Below are 22,813 nucleotides of genomic sequence, written 5' to 3'. Positions count from 1 at the left end.
ACGTTCCCGGTATTTTTATTACCATAGACTATGGTGGTCGATGTATGCATCGTGTTACCAGAAGGCGTTTTATTACCGGCACGGGTGCGGTCGGCGTTGCCGGACTCGCCGGATGTAGTGGAGGCGGCGACGGAAACGGTGACGAGAGCACGGAGACGGCGACCGAGAGCGATTCCACGGCCACGACGATGGGGTCAGCCGACGGTGGGATGACCTCGGTCCGCATCCTCCTCCCCGAAGGGACGATTCACTACCCGATGTACGAGGCCGCCACGGACGACGGCGTCTTCGAGGACGAGGGCATCGACCTGACAGTCGACTACGCCCCCTTCGGCGCACAGGTCCAGTCGCTCACCGGTGGTGAAGTCGACGTCAATATGGTGTCGATGATGCCCTACGTGAGTAACTACCTGAAGGGCGAAGACCTCGTAACGTTCGGCTGGAACGGGTGCCTCCAGAGCATCAACGCGCTGTACACGCGGGAAAGCAGCGATTATATGTCGATCAGCGACCTCGAAGGCCAGCGGATCGGCGTCTGGTCGTGGGGGTCCTCGACCGTTCAAGCGTTCCAGGCGGTCGTCGCGGAGGAATCGGGCCTCCGAATGCGTCAGGACTTCGAGACGACGACGGCGGCGCCGCCGGCGCTCCTCGGCCTGCTCACGGACGAACAGGTCGATGGGGTGATCAACGTCAGCGGCCTCACCATCACGATGGAGGCGCAGCCGGATACCTACCGTCGGCTCTCGCAACTGAACGCGATGTGGCGCGAGCGCGCGGGGTACACGCTGCCGCTCACCGCGTGGTTCACGTACTCCGACTGGTACGACAACAACACCGAAACCGCAGCGGGACTCCTTCGCGGCGCAGAGGCAGCCGCCACCCACTGGCGCGAGAACACCGTCTCCATCCTCGAGGAGTACGGCGAGACCGCCTCGGTCGACACCCAAGCGAAGGTCGACGTGGTCGACGAGTGGGCCAACGACGAGCAGGTCTTCCGCGGCGGGTGGGACTCGGGCTACCGGGACGCCACCTGGCAGTTCATCGAACTGATGAACCAGTACGAGTTCGTCGACGAAGTACCCGCCCAGGACGAACTGCTCCGGAATCCGCTGTAGCGGCTGGCCATCGTTCTAATGAAATCTTATATTACTGATAGAAACCTCGGTAAGAAGGCCCTCGTGGCCGTCGTGCTACTGGCCGCCTGGCAGGTCGCCTCGCAGTTCTTCGCCTACTACGTGTTTCCCAGTATCCCGGAGTTGCTCACCGCCACGCAGACGGTGATCTCGGACCCACAGTTCGGCACGTATCGGGGAAATGTCACGGACACCTTCCGCCGGCTGTTGGCGGGCTTCGCGATCTCGGTCGTCGTCGGCACGATCGTCGGCACCGCGATGGGCCTCCGCGAGGACGCCGAAGCGTTCCTTCGGTCGTGGATCGTTCTCGGCCTGTCCGTCCCGGCCATCGCCGTCGCGTTCGCGCTCATCATCGCGATCGGCATCTCCGAGTGGGTCCCGGTGCTAACGGTCGTGATCGTCGGCGTCCCCTTCGTCATCCTGAATATGTGGGAGGGGACCCAGGAACTCGACCCCGAGATCACCGAAATGGCGGACTTCTTCGGGGCGAGTACCCTGCAGAAGTATCGCGACATCCTCTTGCCGCAGGTGCTTGAGTACCTCTTCCCGTCGATGTACTGGGGTCTGGTCGTCTCCTGGAAGGTGCTCTTCATCGCGGAGGTGTTCGGTGCGGGCTCGGGTGTCGGCTATATGGTCAACTACTGGTTCCAGCAGCAACGCGTCGACCTGCTTCTCGGGTGGGTTCTCATCCCGGTGTTACTCATCATCCTCGCTCAGGAAGGCCTTCGCGCTGCTGAACACCGACTGATGAAGTGGCGCTGATCCCGTGATGATCGTGCGAGTATTCGCCGCCGTCTCGGTATCTTCAGTTGGGGTCAGCGCGCGTATCGACTGCCTCGGCCACTCCGCCGATTCGGGCAGATCGAGCCAGGGAGCCACGATATGACGCCCGTCGGTGACGTGTTCAGCGTCGGCGTCCTCCTTGCGGTGCTCGGGGCGTGCGCGCTCGCGGTGCAGTCGCTGTCGATCCGTTACGGGACGATCACCAGCGACTCATCTGACGCGCTCGTGATCGTCCTGGCGGTGAATATCCTCGCCCTCGTGCCAGCGGCGTTCGTCCTCGGCTCACCGCTGCAGGAACTCACGCTGCGCTCGCTCGCCGCCTTCACCGCGGCGGGGCTCTTGGGGACGATGGTCGGGCGAGCGATGCACTTCGAGGGGATCAAACGGATCGGCTCCAGCCGGGCAGAACCGATCAAGGCCTCACAGCCGCTGCACGCCTCGCTGGTGGCTGTGGTGGTGCTCGGCGAGGTCGTCTCGCCCGGCCACTTGGTCTCGATGATCGCCATCGTCGCCGGGATCGCGATCATCACCTACGAACACGGTCGGGGCGGCCAGACGGCGGGCAATACGGGGTACGTCGGCCTCGCGTTCCCCTTCGCCGCGGCGTTCTTCTATGGGATCGAACCGACGTTCGCCAAACTCGGATTCGCCGAGGGTGCAGCAGTCCTGACGGGGCTGACAGTGAAGACCGTCAGCGCCGGGCTCGGCTTCCTCGTGTATCTGTGGTGGACGCAAGGGATCCCGGATCTCCGCGAGGTCGAGCGCGAGGAACTCCCGTGGCTCGTGGGTGCAGGTCTCGCGAACACCGTCTTCCTGCTCGGGTACTACGGCGCGCTGGAGGTAGAGCCGGTCTCGCTCGTCGTGCCGCTGGTGCAGTCAAGCCCGCTCGTGGTGATCTTCCTCTCCGTCTTCTTCGTGAGCGACGACCTCGAACGGATCACCCCGCGGCTCGTCCTCGGGGCGCTCGTCGCGGTCGGCGGAGCCATCGGCGTGACGCTCCTGAGTTGATGGCGGATCCGCCCCTCAGTAGTAGGAGAGTCCGGGGTCGGCGTTGATCGCCTGTCCCGTCATCGCGCTGCTGTCGGGGCCGGCGAGGAAGGTCACGACGCCCGCGATGTCGTCCGGTTTCACCACACGATCGAGCGCCTGTTTCTCGACGTAGTCTGCTAAGTATGCCTCGCCGGCCTGCTGTGAGGCCTCCGACCACGTGTAGCCCGGCAGCACCGCATTCACTCGCACGTCCAGGTCACCCACCTCGGCCGCCATCGCTCGCGTCATCGAGAGCACGGCCCCCTTCGAGGCGACGTAGTGCAGGAACCCCGGGACGCCCATCGTCACCACCGAGGAGGAGATGTTGACGATGCGACCGCCACCGGAGAGATCCTCGAGTGCGTGCTTTGCCGCGAGAAACGGCCCCTTGGCGTTGACTGCCATCACGGTGTCCCACTCGTCGGCGCTGATCTGGTCGAAGCGCTTCTTGTCGGTAACGAGCGGTGCGTAGTACGCCGCGTTGTTGACCAGGATATCGACGTCAGTGCCATCGAACACGGCCGCCATCGCGTCCTCGTCGGTGACGTCGGCCTCGCGGTAGGCGGCGCTCCCGCCGGCGGCTTCGATCTGCTGGACCGTCTCAGATCCGTCGGCGACGTCGACGACGATCACGTGCGCGCCGTCGCTTGCGAGACGCTCGGCGATGGCTCGTCCGATCCCCGTCGCAGCACCGGTCACGACCGCGGTCTGGTCTGTGAACATCAGGTGGGAGAACGCCTTCCCAGCCTATAACCATTGGCGTCGCCCGGGAGCGCGTGGGACCGACCGCTACTCCTCGACGGAGCCGATCTCTACGTTGATCGTCTTCAGCTCCGTGTAGTGATCGACCGCCTGCATTCCCTTCTCGCGTCCAAGCCCGCTCTTGTTGTAGCCGCCGAACGGCGTCTGGGGCCGGGACCCGGCGTACTGATTCACCATCACGCTGCCCGCCTCGATACCGTTGGCGACTCGATGAGCGCGGTCCAGCGTGTTCGTCCACACCGTCGCGTAGAGGCCGTAGTCGGTGTCGTTCGCCCGCCGGATCGCCTCTTTCTCGTCTGCGAATTCGTAGAGGCTAATCACCGGACCGAAGACCTCCTCACAGGAGATAGCCGCGTCGTCGTCGGCCCCTTCGATGATCGTCGGTTCGTAGAAGGTGCCCTCGCGGTCGGCCGGCCGGCCCCCGGTGAGCACTGTCGCTCCGTCGTCGATCGCTGCTTGGACGTACTGATCGATCTCCGCGAGCGCATCTTCGGAGATCACCGGACCGAGGTCCGGGTCGTCGATGCCGGCCCCGAGTTCGAGGGCGTCGACGGCGTCGACGTACCGTCGTGTGAACTCGTCGTAGACGTCCTCGTGGACGAAGACACGGGTGGTGGCGAAGCAGACCTGGCCGTTGATCATCGTCATCGCCTGCATCGCGCCGTCGACGGCGTCGTCGAGGGGAGCGTCTTCGAAGACGACCGCGGGGCTCTTTCCACCGAGTTCTAAGACCGTGGGCACGACTCGGTCGATCGCGGTCTTGCCGACGAGCTGCCCCGTCGAGACCGACCCGGTGAAGGTGAGCTGGTCGACGCGATCGTCCGTCGTCAGCGCCTGACTGGTCTCGACCCGCCCGGGGACCACGTTGAACAGGCCGTCGGGCAGGCCCGCCTCGCTGGCGATCTCGGCGAGTGTGAGGATCACCCGGGGTGCGAACGGGGAGGGCTTGACGACGACCGCGTTGCCGGCGGCCAGCGCCGGTGCGACCCCACGGAACGTGAGGAGCACCGGCGCGTTCCAGGGGACAATCTGGGCGCTGACCCCGATCGGCTCCCGCCGGGTGAACGCCTGGTTCGTCTGGCCAACGGGGAGGCTCTCGCCCTCCACTTTGTCTGTCATCCCGGCGTAGTAGTCGACGTAGTCGATGGCGCTGTCCACGAGGCCTTTCGACTGACCGAGCGGCCGGCCGATGGCTCGCGTCGCGAGTTCGGCCAGTTCGTCGACGTGACGTTTGAGCTCCCGGGCGACCTGGCGCAGGATCCGACCGCGCTCGATGGGATCGATCGCCGCCCACTCGGATTGGGCCGCGACGGCCGCGTCGAGTGCGGTGTCGACGCCGTCAGGCCCGGCGCTCGTGACCACGGCGACCGGTCGGCCAGTCGAGGGATCGGTGACCCGGAACGTGTCGTTTCGCCGGTGGTAATCGCCGTCGACGAACATCCCTCGGTGTGGCACTCGGCCTTCGGACATACCCGACGGTACTGGAGAGCGGCTATTAGCCTTTACTCCCGGGCTGGCGGGCGTCTCGAACGGGGGAACCTACCTGATCCACAGTATGTTTTAAGTAACGGTGTACCAAAGTGCGAAACGATGCCAGAGATCATAGACGCGACCTCGCACATCATTACCGACGAGGTTCTCGACACGCTCGAGAAAGTCCATCCCACGGACGAACTCTCCAGCCTCCGGAACGCACCTCGAATGTCCGACGTGGAAGGGCGTATCGAGTACTTGGACAAGAACGGGATCGACCGGCAGGTCATCGACCTCGCGGCCCCGATGATCTGGCAGGACATTGACCCCGACAACGGGATCGAAGCGACCCGCGTCGCCAACGACGAAATCGCCAGGATCGGCGAGGAGCACGACCGGTTCATTCCGGTCGGCACGGTGCCGTTCCTCACTGACGAGTACGTCGACGAGGCGCGGCGCTGTATCGAGGACCTCGGGATGCACGGGATCCAGATCTTCTCGAACATCAACGGCCGGATGCTCGACGACGACGACTTCGAGGAGTTCTACGCCACCATCGACGATCTCGACGTCCCGCTGTGGATCCATCCCCAACTGGCAGACTGGCACGACTACGACACCTCTCACACGTGGATCTACAAGATGCTGGCGTGGCCGTTCGACACCAACATCGCGCTCGCCCGACTCATCTTCTCGGGGATCCTTGACCGCTATGAGAACATCGAGGTCATCTCGCATCACCTCGGCGGATCGTTCCCCTACCAGGTCGGCCGCATCCGCTCGTGGTACCAGACCCGGACGGAGGAGCCCGAACTGTATCAGAACCCCGCGATCGCCGATCTCTCCGAGCCCCTCGAGGCGTACTTCGATCGGATCTACGGCGACACCGCGGTCAGCAGCCAGGGTGAGTCGTTCCCGCTGGAGTGCGGGCTCGAATTCTTCGGCGCCGACAACGTCGTCTACAGCGCGGACTACCCGTTCGGCCCCGACAAGGGCCAGTACTGGGCGACCGAGATCATCCCGCTCATCGAGGATCTCGATATTCCCGAAGCGGACAGAGAAAAGATCTTCTCCGGGAACATCAAGCGGCTGCTCGACCTGGAGTAACGCCCGCGTTTGCGCTGTCGAGCGATCAGCTCGCGGTTCATAATTTGCCGCGGAGACTGTTATTATTAATGTTCGTCGAGCCCTTCGCAGTATGGACCCCGAGGAGATCCAAGCATCCGGTGATCCAGTCGAGGTGCTCCGCCGCAAGGGTGGGGACTACACGAACAACTTCCCCGTCGTCCCCAACGAGATTACGAACTGGCTCGACGAACAGCGCGCGGTGACGGAGACTGTCTCCCTCGCAAATCTCTCGCATCACATGACCTCGCTCCGCGTCACCGGGCCTGACGCGGAGACGCTGCTTCGCGACCTGAGCGTCAATAGCTTCGAGCACTACGAGGTCGGGACGGCGAAACAGCTGGTGATGTGCAACCCCAACGGCCACATCATCGGCGACGGCCCGATGCTCAAACTCGCCGCGGACGAGTACTACAGCGCTGGGATGCTGGCGGCCAACTGGGTGCGCTACAACGTCGAGACCGGCGAGTACGACGTGGAAATCGAGACCGAACCCCGCACCTCTGCGCAGGCGGGCGATCCCGAGAAGTTCGTGTTCCAGGTGCAGGGCCCCAACGCGCGGCCCGTGCTCGAACAGGTGACAGACGCCGACCTCGACTCCATTCCGTTCTACAGCTTCGATACGGTCGAACTGGCGGGGGTCGAGGCGATTGCATTGGGTCACGGGATGTCCACGGAGTTCGGCTTCGAGTTCATCGGTCCCTTCGAGCAGGCAGACCACGTCCGCGAGGCTATCGTCGAGGCGGGCCAGGATCACGGGCTCCGACAGCTGGGCTCGAAGGCTTATCACACGCTCTCGGTGAAACTCGGCTGGGTCCCGCCGGGCGTCCCACCCCTGTACGACGTCGAGGAGATGGCCGGATACCGGGCGTGGCTCGACGCCGACAGCCGGGAGGCCACGTACTCCATCGACGGGAGCTTCGTCTCGGAGGACATCACCGACTACTACATGGACCCGATCGAACTCGGATACGAGAAACTCATCAGCTTCGATCACGACTTCGTCGGCCGTGAGGCGCTCGAGGCCAAGGTCGAGGACCCCGACCGGACGCTGGTCTCGCTGGCCTGGGACGAAGCGGACGTCATCGACGTGTATGCCTCGCTCTTCCGCGACGGTCCGAGTAACAAGCTCATAGAACTGCCACGGATCGGGTGGGGCCGCGCGAACTACGACGAAGTGCTGAAAGACGGCGAGTTGGTCGGGCTCTCGCACTCGCGGTCCTACGAGTACGACGCCGGCACCATCATCTCGCTGTGCAGCATCGACGTCGACCACGCGGACCCGGGCACAGAGGTCACGCTCGTGTGGGGCGACGAGGACTCACCGAACCCGAAAGTCGAGCGGCACGAACAGACCGAGATCTCGGCGACGGTCGGTACAGTCCCGTACTCGCCGGATCGACGGAAGGGCGAATAAGTGACGCACCGGTCCGTCGAATCGCTGCTCCTCGAGCGCGACCGCCTGCAATCACGACTCTCTCGAACCTTCCACCGTCCGCCGTAGCACCGGTTTTCCGACAGTCTCGGAATTATTTATATGAATGATTGTGATAAATACCCGATGTCGGCAGAGTCCTAACATATGTACTTGTGTTATGCGATCCGAGCGGTGGACACCCGTGACCCGTCGTGGGGTAAACCTGCGGCTGATCTCGATACGACAGTTTCGGAAGAGTGCGAACCGCGTGCACGGGTGTTCAGTCGCGTCACACGACGACGTGGTCCGTTTTCCATCGAAAATGCGGGATTACGCACAGCTATATATGTGATTGTATTCCGAAACTGTCGGAATACCGTTCCGTCTCCCGATCTAATCGCAAAGCTAAGGAGTCGGGGCGGCAAACGGAACGTAAGACAATGACAAACGATGCGGTGAAGTTGCGGTCGATCCAGCGGGTCTCCGAGATTATCGAACTGTTACAGGAACACGGTCCAATGGGAACCACCGAGATCACAGAGTCGCTGGACGTCCCGACGAGTACCGCTCACGACTACCTCTCGACGCTGTATGACCTCGAATATCTGATCAAGGTCAACGGGAAGTACGACCTCGGGCTGCGGCTGTTGGATCACGGCATCGGGGCGCGAAATCGGCATCCGATCGCACGCGAAGGGAAATCGACGATCGAACAGTTGGCGAATACGACGGGCGAGGCAGTCTGGCTCGTCACCGAAGAACACGGACAGGCCGTCTACCTGGATTACGCGCTCGGCGAGTACGCGGTTCAGACGCACGCTCGCATCGGCACTCGGTCTCACCTACACTATCTCGCCTCTGGGAAGAGTATCCTCGCGCACCTCCCCAGAGAGCGTGTCGAGCAAATCCTCGACCACCGAGGACTCCAACAGCAGACCTCACGGACCGTCGACTCCCGGGAGGCTCTCTTCGAGGAACTGGAGGCCACTCGGGAACGCAACTACGCGCTCAACGATCAGGAGAACGTCAGGGGCGCCCGCGCGATAGGGAAGGCCATCATCGTCGACGGCGACGTCGTCGGCGCGATCAGCGTGGTCGGACCAGCGAATCGGCTCACCGACCAACAACTGGAGAACGGACTCGTCGATCGGGTCCTGGGTGCGGCGAACGAACTCGAACTCAAACTCAGTCAGGCGTGAGACTGCGGCCGTGGCCTCACTCCCGTTGGCACTGACACCCGCGCTCGTCGAGGAACTCCGCCACCGAGTACTGCTCCCCGCACTCCTGACACAGCACCTGCAGGTCGAGCAAGACCTCGAACGCCCCCGCGTCGATCCGTTCGGTCTGCCTGAGCTTCTCGATCCGCTCTTCGGTGACCGAGAGCGTGCGTGTCATCAGCCGCTGGATGCTCTGGAGGTCCTTTTCGACTTTCTCCTGATCCGAGAGCTTTCGGTACTCAGCGTCCCGGTACTCCGTCAGGAACGATCGGATCGCCTGGTAGCTGACGAAATCTGACTCCAGGTCGTCGACGTCGATCCCGTTCTGCTCCAGTCGGTTGCGGGTGTCGGTCCGGACCCCGGTACTGACGTTGTCTTCGGTGAGGTTCCGGTACGTCGAGTCGACGTCGCTCTCCAGAGCGCTCATCCCCGCATCGATGAGTGCCTGCTCTAAAAGTTGTTTGTTGAAGTAGTCCGCCAGGTCCCGGAGGCTCGTCCGCTCGACGCCGTCGCCCGTCCACCGCACCTCCAGTTCGTCGCCGAGTCCGCGGAGGTCGTACTCTTCGATCAATCGTGCGACCTTGCTCGAGGGTCTGCTGTCGGTCGTGTTAGCCATAGATTGAATTGTGCCCGAAAGCTCCGGTTAGATAGACGTCACGCGCGTGAAGTCGTCGTCGAGGGCCTGTGCGTCCTCGGGCAGGAGTGCCACCACGAGGAAGTCGGCGTAGTCGGCGAAGTACTCGACGAGGGCGGCGATCCGGTCGGAGTCGATCGCCTCCAGCGAGTCCAGCAACATAAACGGCACCGACTCGTGGAGGTCGTGGACCAGATACCCCGCCAGCGCGAAGATCAGCCCGGTTACCTCTCGTTCGCTCTCAGAGAGGTGGTCGATCGTGTCCTCGTACGCCGCCCCGTTCTCGGTCGTCCGGACGATGTGGAGCTCGAACTGCGTCTCCGCGTCGCTGGCATCGTTCGCTTCGATCCGCTCGATCCAGATCCGTTCGATATTCTCGTAGGCGAGCAGGTCGAGGATCGACTCCATATGTTCGTTAAACGACGCCACCGCCTCGGCCTCGATCTGATCGATCTTCGTCCGCTGATCGGTGAGTTCGTCGACGAGTTCCGAACGCTCCTCCCGGAGTTCTTCGGCGCGTTCGACGTCGTCCTCGATCGCTTCGATCTCGGCTGTGACCTCGTCGAGTTCGGACTCGAGGTTGTCGATCTCGAACTCGAGCTGATTGGCCTCCTTGTGGAGCGAGAGGATCTCGTCGAAGTCCGCGGATTCGAGACTGTCGACCTCTGATTCGAGGGATTCGACGTCTTCGGTCAGCGACTCGCGCGTCTCTTTGAGCGCCTCGACCTGTTCGTTCCGCCGGTCGAGTTCGTCGTCGATGTCGTCGAGTTTGCGCTCGATCTCCGTGCGGCGACGCTGTTTTTGCGTCGCCTCCCGCTGTTCCTCCTTGCGGTCGTCGAGGTCGCTCTTCACTTCGTTGAGCGTTTCGACCTTCTCGCTCCGGAGGTCTTTCAGTCGCTCGATCGTGGATTCAATCTGGTCGCGACCGACGGAGGAACCACACGTCCAGCAGACGACCGTGTCGTCGTCGCCGACCAGCTGATCGGTCACTGAGTTATCGCCCGTGGCCGCCCCCCCGCCGTCCTGGAGCAGTTCGTAGTCCTCTGCTTCGAGCCGCTCTTCGTTGTATTGGATCAGGCTCCGGAGCTCGTTGATTTCGGTGTTCAGTTCCTGTCTCTGACTCCGGAGACGGTCGATCTCGGCCTCCAGATCCCGGTGATCGCCCATCGGCGTCTCCGGGAGTTCGTCGAGGTCCTCTTGCAACTCGCTCCGTTCCCGCTTGAGCGAGGAGATGCTCTCGTTCTGTCGCTCGATCTTCCGGCGGACCGATTCGAGCTCCGAGCGAGTCTCTCGGAGGTCCTGCAGTTTCGATTCGAGTTCAGCCTGCTCTTTGCGGCCCTGCTCGACGTCTCGGCTGCTGTCGTCGATGTCCGCTTCGAGCGCAGCGAGTTCCTCTCGCTTGTCTTCGATCTTCTCCTGTAGCGTGGTGCGCTGTCGTTCGAGATCCGGTAGGTCACGCTTTCGCGACTCGATCTGGGCCAGTTCGTCGTTGATATCGCCCTTCTTCGTTTCCAGACGTCGGATCTCGTCGCGGATCGCCTCGACGTCGACGGGCCGCATAATGACGTCTCGGAGCTGCTCCTCTCTGGCAGCCGCCTGTCGAGCGTTGTTCGTTTCCAGCAAGAACGCGAAGAGATCGGCAACGTCCGGATCGTCGAGGTACGGTTCGCCCTCGAACTGGACGCCGTCGCCGACGCGTTTCACCGTCCGCTCGTAGGTGTTCTCACCGAGTGTCAGTTCTACCTTCCCTTGATCGGCGTCGCCTTTGAGTGAAACCCGCTGACTCCCCATTGCACACATAATCGAGCGCAAGAAGGAGGTCCGGTTCGTCGCATTCTTCCCTGTCAGAACGGTCACGCCACGAGGAATCTCTACGTCAGTGTGGTCGATCCCACCGATGTTCTCGACCGTGAAATGAGCAGACTCAGTCAGTTGCTCGGAGGCAGCCATACCCGTCACAACTGTCTATGTGCATATATACTTTGTGTAGCTACTCAGTCGCGAGTACGTTTCTGCTGCGGACTCCATTCGAGATTTCCGAACAGACGGTGTGGGTAACCGTCACGCGACGCCAACGTCAGACCAGGAGTACTGTGTGATCCTCGAAACAGCGCACCGCGAAGTCGAGTCTCGACCGAATCCGAACCGCTCACGTTGCAGACGGTCACACAGCGCCGGAGGATGTCGACTCAATCGCCGCGATGCCGAGATAACAGTTGTACTTCCGTTATTGCCCGTGCACAAGAGAATCGGGTAGGAAGGAGTACCTCGGCGAAGGAGCCGAACCGGGCGTCGCATCCAGAGACGACTCAGCCGATCGGAGACAACACTGCCGTCAGGCGTCGATCGAATTGCCTTCGAGTTGCTCAACTGTGCCTGTGGGTATCTCGAACGCCACTGGGCAGCGCCAGGACCGCTGCCGTCGTCGAATTCGGCGTCGCCGAGACAGTACCTTGTCGCATTGGCCGCGCAGATAACTCCGCAGCCGCCGCGAACGACCGGTTCGCGTCGAGCGGGCCGTGCATTATTCCGCTGACCTGTGCGTTCGAGATAACCGCAGTATTTAGGTCGCCGGAGTCCTAGGCCCCGACAAGGATGACAGACGGTCCACCCCCGCTGAAGACGATCCAACGCGCCTTCGAGATTCTGGACCTGCTCAAACGAGAGAAACAGATCGGTGTCGCGGAACTGGCACAGACGCTCGACCTCCCGAAGAGTACCGTCCACGACTACCTCCGGACCCTCCGCACGATGGGCTACGTCGTCAACGAAAGCGGTAGCTACCGGCTCAGTCTGCAGATCCTCGAACTGGGTGGGCAAGTCAAGTACCGGAACCGGCTCTTCCACGTGGCCAAACCGGAACTCGAACGCCTGGTCGAGGAGACCGGCGAGCAGGCCAGCATCAACGTAGAGGAGCGGGGCGAGTTCGTCATCCTCCACACCGAGTTCGGGGCTGACTCGCTCCGGCTCGGGATCTACCCTGGTCTCCGGACCCCGATTCACACGCACGCCGGCGGGAAGGTGATCTTAGCCCATCTCCCCGAAGAGAGGATCGAACAGATCGTCGCGAACCACGGACTGACCGCGCGGACCGAGTACACGATCACGGATCCCGACGACCTCGTCGAGGAACTCGCGACGCTCCGTGAACAGGGGTACGGCGTCGACCGAAACGAGCAGGTCGTCGGTATGGGGGCGGTGGCCGCACCGGTCCAGATCGAAGATCGGGTCGTCGGCTCGATCGGCATCGTCTGTCCGAGCGACCGACTCCTCGAGGAGGACTACCGCGAGACGCTCGCCGCCGAGGTGCAGAAATCGGCCAACATCGTCTCGGTGAACTATCAGTACGCCCCGTGATCGCGGTGGAACGGCCGTTCGAATATCTCGTACGGGCCGACGCCGGGGTATCTCTGCTCGTCGCACCGACAGAATATTTAAGATAGGTAATTACAATTCTCCGATACCGATGGCCGAACCACGCGAACTGGAAAAGTATTACTACCACGAACAGGGCTTCGACACGATCGAAGAGATCGAAGAGTGGTTCGAGTGGCAGGTGCCAGCGCAGTTCAACATCGCGGAGTACGTCTGTGACCGGTGGGCCTCGGCGCGGAAACACCGCGTCGCGCTGTATCACCGGGGCCCCGACGGCGACGAAGCGGCGTACACGTTCAGGCAGGTGCAGCGCTACGCGAACCGGTTCGCGAACTACCTGGTCGACCAGGGAATCGGCCCGGGCGATCGGGTCGCGATCAACGGGACCCAGCGCCTCGAATCGCTCGTCGGTCACCTGGCAGTGTTCAAGATCGGTGCCGTCTCGGTCCCGCTCACTGTCCTCCTGGGCACTGAGGGCCTCCGCTACCGGCTCTCGGACTGCGAGGCCGACGCGTTCCTCGCTGACCGCGGCGCGATCGAGGCGATCCGATCGATCCGCGACGACGTGGACTCGCTGGATCTGGTGGTCACGAACGACGCGTTCGACGACGCGGACGAAGTGAACTTCTGGGACGCGATCGAGACCCACGACCCGCAGTTCGAGACGGCGGCGACCGACGCCGATGAGACGGCGTTCATCATCTACACGAGCGGAACGACCGGCCAACCGAAGGGGGTCGTCCACACCCACCAGCACCTCCTCGGCGAATTGCCGCAGTTCCTCAGCCTGCAGGGGCAAAACACCGACGACGACCAGGTCCTCCGGACCGTCGCGGAGTGGTCGTGGATTATGTCGCTTCCGGGGGTCGTGCTGCCGGCGCTGTTCTATGGGATCCCGGTCGTCGGCTACTCCGGGCGTGATTTCGATCCCGAGATCGAGTTCGAACTCACCGACGCCTTCGGCATCACGCACCTGAATCTGCCGCCGACCGCCGTGCGGATGATGATGCAGGTCGACGACCCTCGCGGGCGGTTCGATCTTTCCAGCGTCCAGTCGTTCACGACGGGTGGGGAGTCGGCCGACGAGAGCATCATCCAGTGGGTGACCGAGACGTTCGAGAACGCGTCCTTCCTCGAAGGGTACGGCACCTCGGAGATCGGCGGACTCGTCTCTGACGATCCCGCGGTCGGCCTCTCGCACCGCGTCGGATACTTCGGTGTTCCGTCGGTCGGCCACGACGTCGCCGTCTTCGATCCCGAAACCCACGAACGCATCGACGAGCCCCACGAGATCGGTGAACTCGCGGTCCGGTACGGCGAGGATCCGATGCTGTTCGAGGCGTATCTGGAACTCCCCGAAAAGACCGACGAGACGATTCAGGACGGTTGGCTGTTCTCCGATGATCTCGTTTCGTTCGACGAAGACGGGTTCTTCCGCTTCCACTCGCGGGCAGACGATCTGATCATCAGCTCGGGCTACCGCATCGCGCCGAAGGAGATCGAGGAAGCGATGCTCACCCACGAGGCGGTCCAGAACGTCGGCGTCGCCGGCGTCCCGCACGACACGCGCGGCGAAATTCCGAAGGCGTTCGTGGTTCTCGAAGACGGCTACGGGCCGAGCCCTGCGCTCGTCGAAGAACTCCAAGACTACGTCAAAGACCGACTCGCGAAGTACGAGTATCCCCGTGAGATCGAATTCGTCGACGACCTCCCGAAGACGACGACCGGGAAGATCCAGCGGCAGTCGCTCCCGGACCAATAACCCTCTGGTGTGCCCCGATTTTCTTAACCTAGTAGAAAGATATAAATATAACCAATATATCAATAGAAACTATGTCATCCGGTAACGGCACTGATTCGGGCGCGACAGACAGACGAAACTTCCTACGATTGACCGGAGCGAGCGTCGTCGCCGGTGCGTTCGCCGGCTGTATGGGCGGCGGTGACGGTGACGGTGACGGCGGAACCGATGCCAGTGGTGGGACGAGCAACGGCGACGGTGCAACCACCGGAACGAGCAGCGGGGGAAGCGGTGAGATCGTCGTCGGCGGGCTCCAGCCCTATACGGGCCCGTACGCGCAGACGACACAGGAGTTCGTGGACGGCTTCAACTTCCGCCGCGAGGAGATCAACGCGAACGGCGGCGTGCTCGGTCGAGACCTGATTTTCGAGGACCGCGACACCCAGTTGGACCCGGCGGAGGCGAGTACGCTCGCGACCGAACTCATCGAGGCGGAGGACGCCGTGGCCCTCACGGGCTCGATTTCGAGTGACATCGGGCTGACGGTCGCCCCGATCGCAGAGCAGAATCAGGTGCCGCACGTCCCGCAGTTCGTCGGGAGCGCCGACTTCCTCACACGTGACTCGCGGTACAACTTCCGGATGGGACTGGCTCCCGCCCCGACGAACGCCCGCGCTGTGGCCCAGTTCATCGAGGACCAGGGCTTCCAGAGCGTCGGCGCCATCGTCGCGGACTACTCCTACGGTCGGAACTGGGAGGCGAGTATGAACCAGCTCTTCCCGGACGATATCGACCTCCAGATGGAGGTCGCTCCGTTCGGTGAGAGTTCCTTCACCACCTACCTCCGATCGATGCCCGACGACATCGAACTGCTCATCTCCGCCAGCCACCCGCCGGGCGTATTCACCATCTACAATCAGCTTCAGGGCCTCGACAACGTCAATCCGGACTACGTTATCGGACGGAGCGACGCGAAGCTCTCGGCGAACGCGCTCGGTGACTCTGTCACCCAAGGGTTCCTCGCACAGACGCAGCCCGATCCCTTCTCCGATCAGTACGCCGAAGTCGCACAGCGGTACTACGACCAGACCGGGAACTGGTTCGGCGCATTGAACGCCGTCGGGTACGTCGTCGCCGACCTCATCGGGACGGCGATCGAGGATGCGGGCGAGGCGAACCCCACCGCGGTCGCCGAGTCGATTCGCAACGTCAACCTCGATACGCTGTTCGCCTCGCCGATCCAGTACACTGAGTGGGGCGAACTGGAGAATCTCGTCCAGCTGATGACTGCCTTCGAAACCGGTGCACCGGACTACTACCCCGACGGGAGCGTGAACCTGACCGAGCAGTTCCGCTCCGAGCCGCTTCCGGCGTACGACCCGTCGAGCGACCTCCTGTCGTAATCCGACGGCGCTCGGCTGAAAAAGCGGGCCTTCTCCCACGGGTTCGGTTCGAGACGTAGCCAGTGAGTGCCGACAGCGCTACCCGCGGAGGTAGCCTTCTTTGATCGCGTCGCTTTCGAGCAGTTCCGCTCCACTGCCTTCGGTCTCGATCCGACCGTTTTCGAGGAGATATCCGCGATCTGCAAGCTGGAGCGCTCGGTCGACGTGTTGCTCGACCAGAATGACGGTCACGTCGTCAGAGATCTCTTCGATCGTCTCGAAGACCTGTTCGGCGAGTTGCGGGGCCAGCGCGTTCGAGGGTTCGTCGAACGCTAACACCTCCGGTTCCGCCATCAGTCCGCGACCGATCGCGAGCATCTGCTGCTCGCCGCCCGAGAGCGTTCGGGCGTTCTTGTCTCGGCGGTCTTCGAGGACGGGGAACATCTCGAACACCATATCGCGGTTCTCCGCGAAGTTCTCGCGCTTGGTGAACGACCCCATCCGGAGGTTGGCTTCGACGGAGAGGTCGCCGAAGAGATTGCGCTCCTCGGACACCTGCACGAATCCCCGTTCGACAATCTCGTCGGACGGGACCCTGCTGACGTCTTGTCCGAGGACTTCGACGCTGCCGTTCGTCGGTGTGAGGATCCCCGAGAGCGTCTTCAATAGCGTCGTCTTGCCGGCCCCGTTCGGCCCGACGATCGAGACGACCGAGTCCTCCTCGCGCACTTCCAGTGAGATGTCCCAGAGTACCTGCAGATCCCCGTAGTGGACGTCGAGTCCCGACACGTCGACGAGCGTCACGATTCGACCTCCCCCAGATACGCCTGCGTGACCGCTTCGTTCGAGCGGATCTCCTCGGGTGTCCCGTCGGCGATCTTCTCACCGCGGTTGAGGACGATGATCCGGTCGGTCACGCTCATAATCGCCTCCATAATGTGTTCGATCCAGAACACGGAGACTCCCCGCTCGTCGCGTGCACGCTCGATGGTCTGCGTGATCTCGTCGATCTCTTTCGGGGTCAGGCCTGCACCGATCTCGTCGACGAGGATGAGTTCTGGCTGCGCGGAGAGTCCCTTCGCGAGCTCCAGTTGCTTTCGGTCGGCGATCGTCAGCGATCCGGCTTCCTCCGATTCGAGGCCGTCCAGTCCGACGAACTCGAGCGCGTCGCGGGCACGATCTTCGGCCTCGTTCATCGAGACCGACTCGCTGTTCCCGAACACGGCGCCAGTCAGCACGTTTTCGAGGACTGTGGACTCGTTGAACGTCCGGACGGCCTGAAACGTCCGCGCGACGCCGCGCTGCGCCACTTGGTTCGGCGTCTTCCCGACCAGTTCTTCGCCGTCGAAGTCGATCGATCCCTCGTTCGGGGGATGGACGCCGGTGATCGTGTTGAACAGCGTGGTCTTCCCGGCTCCATTAGGGCCGATCAGTCCCACGATCTCCTCCTCGCCGATCGAGAAGTCGACGCCGTCGACGGCGACGAGCCCGCCGAATCGCTTGGTTACGTTGGTGGCGGTTAGCACAGGCTCGGCTTTCCCACGATTCTACATAAAGAATTCGGTACCGCGAATCCACTATCCATAATATTTATACACACAGTCACAAGATGGCTGACTATGCTTGCCAGAGGTGCAGAGTTACTTGTGGACGGGTTGGCGAGGGGGATGATCCTCTCACTCCTCGGATTGGGGATCACCCTCGTCTTCGGGTTGGGGGGAATCCTCAACCTCGTACTCGGGGTGTTCGCCGTTGTCGCCGTGATCGTGTGTTCATTCATCCTCGGCGTCGTGCCAGAACTGCTCGTGGCTGGTGTCGGTGGCGTCGCTGCCGTGGCGTTGTTCGCATTGGTGGTGGACCGATCGGTCCTCTCGCTCGTGTACGAAGAGGAAGGCGAGGACCGCGAACTGCTCGGCATCTTCGTCACCCTCGGGCTCTCGTTGCTCTTCGAGGGGCTGCTCTTCGTGTTCTTCGCGGATAGCTTCTTCCTCGAGAGTGACGTGCCGTCGATCGATCTCGGCGGCGCCAGCATCACGGGATCGTCAATCGCCGTCATCGTCTCCGCGTCGGTGCTGTTCGGCCTCATTTATTACTTCTTCAACTACACGTACCTCGGGATCGCAACCCGGACCGTCATTCAGGACGAGACCGGCTCGATCCTCTGTGGGATTCGACCCCGACGGGTCCAGTCGATCGTCTTCGTACTGAGTGCGGCGATCGCCGGCGCAGGTGGGATCCTGTACGCGCTCGACGCGGAGGTGGCCCCGGCGAGCGCCTTCGAGTTGACGACGTTCGCGATCATGGTCTCGATCGTCGGCGGTGTCGATAGTATCCGTGGCACCGTCGCGGCAGGTATCGTCCTCGGCATCATCATCACGGTGGCAGGCGCACTGTTCGGTTCGTACCTGTCCACCGTTACGCTTTTTGCCGCTGCAATCGCCGTGCTGATTTACAAGCCGGAGCAGATATCATGAACGTGACTCGCGACCGTCTCGTCACCCCGCTCGTGTTCGTCGCACTGTTGGCAGTCCCGCTGCTGTTCTTCGATCCCTCGACGACTTACATCTCCCGACGCTTCATCCGGGTGATCATCTTCGCCATCTTCGCGATGGCGCTCAACATCATCTTCGGAGAGACCAATCAGCTGATCCTCTTTATGGGCGGCATCGCGGCAGTCGGCGCCTACACGACCGCGCTGTTGGCTCAGTATCTTGGGATCTCACCGTGGCTCACGCTCGTCGTGGGCGCGTTGTTCGCGGGGACGTTCGGCGCACTGGTCTGTTACGTCGCCGCCCGTCGACAGTTCACCGTGATCGTCCTGGCGATCGTGACGTTCGCGTTCCAGATGATCATCTCAGAGGTACTGGTCGGCCTTCGGGACATCACCCGCGGGAGCACTGGCTTCCCGTTCCGGGGGCTCGAACTCCCCGCCGTCGAGCAGCTGACCGGACTGGGGCCGTTTGCGGTCCAGTTCTACGTGCTCGTCGCGATCTTCGCGGCGGTCCTCGGCGTCTACACCTGGCTGAAACGCTCGAAGTACGGACTGGCGTTCGCCGCCATCCGCCAGGACGAATTCGCCGCCCGGGCGACCGGCGTGAACGTCATCCGGCTGAAGGTGTTCGCCGGATTCGTGGCGACGTTCATCATCGGCCTCGTGGGGCCGTTCTACGGACAGACGACCGGGCTCATCATCCCGTCACTGTTCAGCTTCAACACGGTCGACGTGCTGGTGCTCATCGTCTTGGTCCTCGGTGGCCTCCGGTCGCGGTACGGTCCGCTCGTCGGCGCGGCCGTGGTGATCTACATCGACAACTTCCTGGGTAACTTCGGACAGTGGCGGACCGTCGCGTTCGGCATCCTGCTGACAATCCTCTTCCTCTACTTCCGGGACGGTATCGTCCCCTCCCTGCAGTCGCTGGTGGACGATCGGGAGTTCCCGGCGGCGCTCAGTGGTGCACTCGGACGTGGCAAATCAAAGTAGCGGCCTCAACCCGCGTTCGACGGGGAATCGTCGAAACCGAGTCAGTCTGCGGTGGTCTGCGATGTGACGGAGCGCGTAACAGCACCGACACATTAAATATGAACGATCCGAAGTTTTAGATGATGGACGCAGAAATCGAGAGCCTTGCAGTCCTCGGAGCCGGCAGTATGGGTCACGGTATCGCGGAGGTGGCCGCGATCGCCGGCTACGATGTCGTGCTTCGCGACATCGAAGAGGACCTCGTCGAGGACGGATACGAACAGATCGAGTGGAGCCTCGAGAAACTCGCCGAAAAGAACCAGATCGACCAGGATCCCGACGACGTGCTGGCGCGAATCTCGACGATGGTCGATCTCGAGGCGGCGGTCGCGGACGCCGACCTCGTGATCGAGGCCGCGCCCGAAGATCTGGAGATCAAGCGGAACATCTTCGCCGACGTGGACGCGGCGTCGGGCGAAGAGACGATTATGGCCACCAACACCTCCAGTCTCCGGGTCGGCGACATCGCCGAAGCGACCGATCGCCCGGAGTACGTCTGTGGGATGCACTTCTTCAACCCGCCGGTGAAGATGGACCTCGTAGAGGTCGCCGCCGGCGAGCAGACCGCAGCAGCAGTCATCGACGCCGGCGTGGAATTCGTCGAGTCACTCGACAAGACGCCGATCCGCGTCAGAAAGGACGTCCCGCAGTTCGTCGTCAACAACGTCCTGACCCCGTTCATGGGCGAAGCCGGATTTATGTACGACGAGGGCGACGTCGAGATCCAAGACGTCGACGCGGCGATGGTGTTCCAGCGCGGCTATCCGATGGGCCCCTTCGAACTCAACGACTTCGGCGGGCTCGACATCTTCTATCATAGTCGCGAGCAGTGGGACGACCCGATTCCGGAGTCGATCAGCTCTCGCGTCGACGCGGAGGACCTCGGTCGGAAGACCGGCAAGGGGTTCTACGACTACGACGACGGCGAGGGTGTCAACTACGAACCCACTGACGGCGAGGGGATCGACACACTCCGGATCGAAGCCCGAATGATCAACGAGGCGGCGAAGCTCGTCGGCGACGACGTCGCTGACCCCGAAGATATCGACATCGGAATGCGACTGGGCGGCGGACTGCCCGAGGGGACCTGCCGAACCGGCGACAAACTCGGCCTCGACACCGTGCTGGAGAAGCTCCGAGACCTCCACGAGCGGACCGGTGCCGAGCGCTACGAACCGGCCGACTACCTCGTCGAGCTGGTCGAGAACGGCCACACCGGCGAGAAGGCTGGCAAGGGCTTCTACGACTACAGCGACGGCGGTCCGTACCACTACATCAGCCACGAACTCACCGAGGAGGGGAAACTGCACGTCCTCTTCGACCGCGAGGAGCGGCTCAACGCCTTCTCGACGGATATGTTCAACGAGGTCCAGCGGCTCCTCGAGACAGTAGACGATGAGGACGTCGCCTGCGTGGTCTTCGAGGGGGCCGGCGACCGGGCGTTCTCCGCCGGGGCGGACATCACCGGCTTCACCGTCGCCGAACCCACTGACCTGGCGAGCGTCGACGAGACGGTCCAGACGATCTACGAGTACCCGCGGCCGACGGTCGCGAAGATCGACGGCTTCTGTCTCGGTGCGGGACTCGAGATCACGCTCGCTTGTGACCTCCGGTACGCGACCGAAGGCTCCCGACTGGGCAGTCCGGAGATCGACCTCGGACTGATCCCCGGTGGCGGCGGCACCCAGCGCCTGGTGCGCCTCGTCGGCGAGCCGCGGACCAAAGAGCTGGTCTATCGCGGGATGCAGTTATCGGCTGATCAGGCCGAAGACTGGGGCATCCTCAACCGCGCCGTCGAGGCAGACGAGTTCGAGGAGACGATCGACGACGTGGTCGACGACCTCGTCAACGGCCCCCAGACCGCGCTCGAAGTCGCGAAGCAGGTGATCCAGGAGGGCCAGGACGCCAGCCTCGATACGGGGCTCTCGCTGGAGGCGCAGGGCTTCGGCCTGCTGGCGACGACGGACGATATGCTCGAAGGTGTCGCGGCGTTCAATCAGGATCGCGAACCCGACTTCGGGGGTGACTGACGTGACGCGAAACGTCGGCATCGTCGGCGGCGGTCACACCAAGTGGGGGACCAGAGAGGCCAGCTATAAGGATCTGATACAGGAGGCCGGCAAGGCCACCTTCGACGACACGCCGAACGTCGGCCCCGAGGACGTCGAGGGGCTCTTCGTCGGGAGCGTCCAGCCCGAGCGGTTCGCGTTCCAGACGCACGTCGCCCCGATGGTCGCGGAACTGCTCGGCATCGACGTCGACAGTATGATCGCCCGGACGGAACTCGCGTGCGCCAGCGGACAGGCGGCGCTCCGATACGCGTGGCTGGCGATCGCTGCGGGGCAGTTAGACACCGCCCTGGTGCTGGGCGTCGAGAAGATGAACCTCCCGCGGGAGTACGCCCCGGAGGCCCAGGCCAGTATGGCCAACGTGATGGACCGGGAGTTCGACGGCGTCAACGGCTTCAACGCGCCGCCGTACTTCGCGATGATCGCCCAGCGGCATATGCACGAGTACGACACCACGCGCGAGCAACTCGCGCAGGTGGCCGCGAAGAACAAGACCCACGCCGCCTCCAACGCGTTCGCGCAGTTCCAGAGCGAGGTTTCCGTCGACGAGGTCATCGACTCGTTCGAGCTCTCGCCGCCGCTGTGTCTGTACGACTGCAGCGGGGTCACCGACGGCGCGGCCGGCCTGATCCTGATGAGCGAAGAGAAGGCGCGCGAAGTGAGCGACGAGGCCGCCTGGATCACCGGCAGCGGGCAGGCGTGCTTCTCGGGCAACTCGATCAACAACCTCCCGTCGATGTCGGCGTGGCCGCAGGCGACGACCGCGGCCGAGCAGGCGTACGATCAGGCGGGCATCGACGACCCGCTCGAAGAACTCGACGTCGCGGAGGTCCACGACTGCTTCTCGATCAGCGAGATCGTCGAATACGAGGATCTCGGCTGGGTCGAGAAGGGCGAGGGCGGGAAGTTCATCGAGGATGGCCGGAGTGAACTCGACGGCGACATCGCCGTCAACCCACGCGGCGGCCTGCTGGGTTGTGGCCACCCGCTGGGAGCGACCGGCGTCTCCCAGGCGCTCGAAGTGTTCAATCAGTTCCGCGGCACCGTCGAGTCCGACCGCCAGGTGCCCGCGCCGGAGACGGGCCTGATCCACAACCTCAGCGGGAGCGCCTCGGTGCACAGCGTGATGACCCTCTCGCGGGAGCGACCCTAA

19 protein-coding genes are annotated in these 22,813 nt (G+C 63.0%); 13 read left to right on the top strand and 6 right to left on the bottom strand.

The window, feature by feature from the left end; genetic code table 11:
• Positions 1 to 44 precede the first annotated feature (44 nt).
• From BLU74_RS10355 to BLU74_RS10345, 3 genes are all read left to right on the top strand, one after another.
• Complete coding sequence (locus BLU74_RS10355) at positions 45 to 1,115, top strand: ABC transporter substrate-binding protein (RefSeq protein ID WP_139175713.1); 1,071 nt, start codon at positions 45 to 47, stop codon at positions 1,113 to 1,115.
• Between the two features lie 18 nt (positions 1,116 to 1,133).
• Positions 1,134 to 1,895 carry an ABC transporter permease gene (locus BLU74_RS10350; protein ID WP_089767209.1) on the top strand — a complete coding sequence of 254 codons (762 nt, stop codon included), beginning with the start codon at positions 1,134 to 1,136 and terminating at the stop codon, positions 1,893 to 1,895.
• Positions 1,896 to 2,015: 120 nt separating this feature from the next.
• Positions 2,016 to 2,924, top strand: coding sequence for a DMT family transporter (locus BLU74_RS10345; RefSeq protein ID WP_089767208.1), 909 nt, complete (start codon positions 2,016 to 2,018; stop codon positions 2,922 to 2,924).
• Positions 2,925 to 2,939: 15 nt separating this feature from the next.
• Here the strand turns inward: BLU74_RS10345 and BLU74_RS10340 are convergent, their stop codons facing one another.
• Together BLU74_RS10340 and BLU74_RS10335 are read right to left on the bottom strand one after the other, a co-directional pair.
• Complete coding sequence (locus BLU74_RS10340; protein ID WP_089767207.1) at positions 2,940 to 3,668, bottom strand: SDR family NAD(P)-dependent oxidoreductase; 729 nt, start codon at positions 3,666 to 3,668, stop codon at positions 2,940 to 2,942.
• A gap of 66 nt (positions 3,669 to 3,734) precedes the next feature.
• A complete protein-coding gene (locus tag BLU74_RS10335) occupies positions 3,735 to 5,177 on the bottom strand; it encodes an aldehyde dehydrogenase family protein (protein WP_089767206.1) in 1,443 nt (480 codons plus the stop codon).
• Between the two features lie 120 nt (positions 5,178 to 5,297).
• Between BLU74_RS10335 and BLU74_RS10330 the strand changes: the two genes are divergently transcribed.
• The 3 genes from BLU74_RS10330 to BLU74_RS10320 all read left to right on the top strand — a co-directional run bounded on the left by BLU74_RS10330 (position 5,298) and on the right by BLU74_RS10320 (position 8,921).
• On the top strand, positions 5,298 to 6,287 hold the full coding sequence (locus BLU74_RS10330; RefSeq protein ID WP_089767205.1) for an amidohydrolase family protein: 990 nt from the start codon (positions 5,298 to 5,300) through the stop codon (positions 6,285 to 6,287).
• Positions 6,288 to 6,378: 91 nt separating this feature from the next.
• The gene (locus tag BLU74_RS10325) at positions 6,379 to 7,722 is read left to right on the top strand and encodes an aminomethyltransferase family protein (protein ID WP_089767204.1); all 1,344 of its coding nucleotides are present in this window, start codon (positions 6,379 to 6,381) and stop codon (positions 7,720 to 7,722) included.
• 440 nt (positions 7,723 to 8,162) lie between these two features.
• Complete coding sequence (locus tag BLU74_RS10320) at positions 8,163 to 8,921, top strand: IclR family transcriptional regulator (RefSeq protein ID WP_089767203.1); 759 nt, start codon at positions 8,163 to 8,165, stop codon at positions 8,919 to 8,921.
• 16 nt (positions 8,922 to 8,937) lie between these two features.
• Here BLU74_RS10320 and rdfA read toward each other — a convergent pair whose 3' ends face one another.
• Together rdfA and BLU74_RS10310 are read right to left on the bottom strand one after the other, a co-directional pair.
• A complete protein-coding gene (gene rdfA, locus BLU74_RS10315; RefSeq protein WP_089767202.1) occupies positions 8,938 to 9,555 on the bottom strand; it encodes a rod-determining factor RdfA in 618 nt (205 codons plus the stop codon).
• A gap of 27 nt (positions 9,556 to 9,582) precedes the next feature.
• Complete coding sequence (locus BLU74_RS10310; RefSeq protein ID WP_089767201.1) at positions 9,583 to 11,523, bottom strand: archaea-specific SMC-related protein; 1,941 nt, start codon at positions 11,521 to 11,523, stop codon at positions 9,583 to 9,585.
• Positions 11,524 to 12,168: 645 nt separating this feature from the next.
• Here BLU74_RS10310 and BLU74_RS10305 point away from each other — a divergent pair.
• The 3 genes from BLU74_RS10305 to BLU74_RS10295 all read left to right on the top strand — a co-directional run bounded on the left by BLU74_RS10305 (position 12,169) and on the right by BLU74_RS10295 (position 16,092).
• Positions 12,169 to 12,930: an IclR family transcriptional regulator gene (locus tag BLU74_RS10305; protein WP_089767200.1), complete on the top strand. Its 762-nt coding sequence runs from the start codon at positions 12,169 to 12,171 to the stop codon at positions 12,928 to 12,930.
• 109 nt (positions 12,931 to 13,039) lie between these two features.
• Positions 13,040 to 14,710, top strand: a complete 1,671-nt coding sequence (locus BLU74_RS10300) for an acetate--CoA ligase (protein WP_089767199.1) — start codon at positions 13,040 to 13,042, stop codon at positions 14,708 to 14,710.
• A 71-nt stretch (positions 14,711 to 14,781) separates the two neighbouring features.
• Positions 14,782 to 16,092 carry an ABC transporter substrate-binding protein gene (locus BLU74_RS10295; RefSeq protein WP_089767198.1) on the top strand — a complete coding sequence of 437 codons (1,311 nt, stop codon included), beginning with the start codon at positions 14,782 to 14,784 and terminating at the stop codon, positions 16,090 to 16,092.
• Positions 16,093 to 16,170: 78 nt separating this feature from the next.
• Here BLU74_RS10295 and BLU74_RS10290 read toward each other — a convergent pair whose 3' ends face one another.
• Both BLU74_RS10290 and BLU74_RS10285 read right to left on the bottom strand, forming a co-directional pair.
• Positions 16,171 to 16,875: an ABC transporter ATP-binding protein gene (locus BLU74_RS10290; RefSeq protein ID WP_089767197.1), complete on the bottom strand. Its 705-nt coding sequence runs from the start codon at positions 16,873 to 16,875 to the stop codon at positions 16,171 to 16,173.
• Entirely contained in the window at positions 16,872 to 17,597 is a 726-nt protein-coding gene (locus BLU74_RS10285; RefSeq protein ID WP_089767196.1) for an ABC transporter ATP-binding protein, read from the bottom strand. Before BLU74_RS10285 ends, BLU74_RS10290 begins: the two co-directional genes overlap by 4 nt.
• Before the next feature lie 93 nt (positions 17,598 to 17,690).
• Between BLU74_RS10285 and BLU74_RS10280 the strand changes: the two genes are divergently transcribed.
• From BLU74_RS10280 to BLU74_RS10265, 4 genes are all read left to right on the top strand, one after another.
• Positions 17,691 to 18,545: a branched-chain amino acid ABC transporter permease gene (locus BLU74_RS10280; RefSeq protein WP_089767195.1), complete on the top strand. Its 855-nt coding sequence runs from the start codon at positions 17,691 to 17,693 to the stop codon at positions 18,543 to 18,545.
• The gene (locus BLU74_RS10275) at positions 18,542 to 19,552 is read left to right on the top strand and encodes a branched-chain amino acid ABC transporter permease (protein WP_089767194.1); all 1,011 of its coding nucleotides are present in this window, start codon (positions 18,542 to 18,544) and stop codon (positions 19,550 to 19,552) included. Before BLU74_RS10280 ends, BLU74_RS10275 begins: the two co-directional genes overlap by 4 nt.
• 119 nt (positions 19,553 to 19,671) lie before the next feature.
• A complete protein-coding gene (locus BLU74_RS10270; protein WP_089767193.1) occupies positions 19,672 to 21,621 on the top strand; it encodes a 3-hydroxyacyl-CoA dehydrogenase/enoyl-CoA hydratase family protein in 1,950 nt (649 codons plus the stop codon).
• Between the two features lies 1 nt (position 21,622).
• Complete coding sequence (locus BLU74_RS10265; RefSeq protein ID WP_089767325.1) at positions 21,623 to 22,813, top strand: thiolase C-terminal domain-containing protein; 1,191 nt, start codon at positions 21,623 to 21,625, stop codon at positions 22,811 to 22,813.

The organism is Halobellus clavatus (genome assembly GCF_900107195.1).
Lineage (GTDB): Archaea > Halobacteriota > Halobacteria > Halobacteriales > Haloferacaceae > Haloquadratum > Haloquadratum clavatum.
This window is presented reverse-complemented; position numbering and strand designations above follow the sequence as displayed.